The sequence below is a fragment of the Mesorhizobium sp. M7A.F.Ca.US.005.03.2.1 genome, from assembly GCF_003997795.1.
Lineage (GTDB): Bacteria > Pseudomonadota > Alphaproteobacteria > Rhizobiales > Rhizobiaceae > Mesorhizobium > Mesorhizobium ciceri.
In genome coordinates this window covers 1-1,213 of record NZ_RZRP01001268.1, presented here as the reverse complement: position 1 = coordinate 1,213, position 1,213 = coordinate 1, and the positions used below count along the sequence as shown (strand labels likewise).

2 protein-coding genes and 1 pseudogene are annotated in these 1,213 nt (G+C 61.8%); all 3 read left to right on the top strand.

Annotation, left to right across the window (positions count from 1 at the left end):
• Positions 1-306, top strand: a pseudogene (locus EN991_RS36910) (excinuclease ABC subunit A); the annotation flags it as partial.
• Between the two features lie 40 nt (positions 307-346).
• On the top strand, positions 347-817 hold the full coding sequence (locus tag EN991_RS36905; RefSeq protein ID WP_127370558.1) for a GNAT family N-acetyltransferase: 471 nt from the start codon (positions 347-349) through the stop codon (positions 815-817).
• A gap of 26 nt (positions 818-843) precedes the next feature.
• Positions 844-1,213, top strand: a 370-nt coding sequence (locus EN991_RS36900; RefSeq protein ID WP_127370557.1) for a DUF72 domain-containing protein, incomplete at its 3' end; no start/stop codon positions are given.

Below are 1,213 nucleotides of genomic sequence, written 5' to 3'. Positions count from 1 at the left end.
ACGCTCTACATCCTGGATGAGCCGACCACTGGCCTGCATTTCCACGACGTTGCCAAACTGCTGGAAGTGCTGCACGAACTGGTAGACCAGGGCAACACGGTGGTGGTCATCGAGCACAATCTCGAAGTGATAAAAACCGCGGACTGGGTGCTCGACCTCGGCCCCGAAGGCGGCGACGGCGGCGGCGAACTGGTCGCCTCCGGCACGCCGGAAGCCATCGTGCGCGAAAAGCGCAGCTACACCGGCCAGTTCCTCAAGGAGCTTCTGGAGCGACGTCCCGGAGGCAAACGCGAAGCGGCGGAGTGATCGACCGGTTGGCGCCTGGAGAGCTCTGGAGAGCTTTTGAATGACAATCAGAAGAGCGCTTGCCGGTGATCTCCAAACCGTCGTCTCGCTGACGGAAGCGGCCTATGCGCCTTACATCGCGCTGTTCGGCGCGCCGCCGATCCCGGTCACCGAGGACTATGCGCCGCGCATCGCGCGCGGCGAGGTCTGGTTGCTGGAAAGTGGCGGCGAGCTTGCCGGGCTGATCGCGCTGGAGCGACATGACGACCACGCGATGATATTCTCCGTCGCGGTCTCCCCCGACTTTCAAGGCAAGGGCTTCGGCATTGCGCTGCTGAAACACGCGGATGAGCAGACCCATCTCTGGGGTCTGCCAGAAGTGCGGCTCTACACCAACGCCAGGATGGAGCGGAACATTGCGCTCTATCTTGCCTATGGTTTCCACGAAACGGGTCGCCGGCCCAATCCCTACCGGCCAGGATGGGTGCTCGTCGACATGATCAAAACCGTCGATCAGATTACCGCGGCCTGATCTTTTTCTGCATTGGGAGGATGACAATGAGCACATCGGGAACAATCCGCGCCGGCATGGGCGGCTGGACCTTCGAACCCTGGGATACGTCCTTCTATCCCGACAAGCTTTCCAAGGCCAAGCAGTTGAACTACGCCACTCGCCAGGTGCCGAGCATCGAGGTCAACGGCACCTACTATTCCAGCTTCAAGGAGCCGACCTTCGTCAAATGGGCCAGCGAAGCGCCGGACGGCTTTGTCTATTCGCTGAAGGGCAACCGCTTCGTCACCAACCGGCGCGTGCTGGGCGAGGCCGGCGAATCGATGATGCGCTTCCTTGGCTCCGGCGTGGCGGCGCTCGGCGAAAAGCTCGGGCCGATCCTGTGGCAGTTCGCGCCGACCAAGAAATTCGATCCGG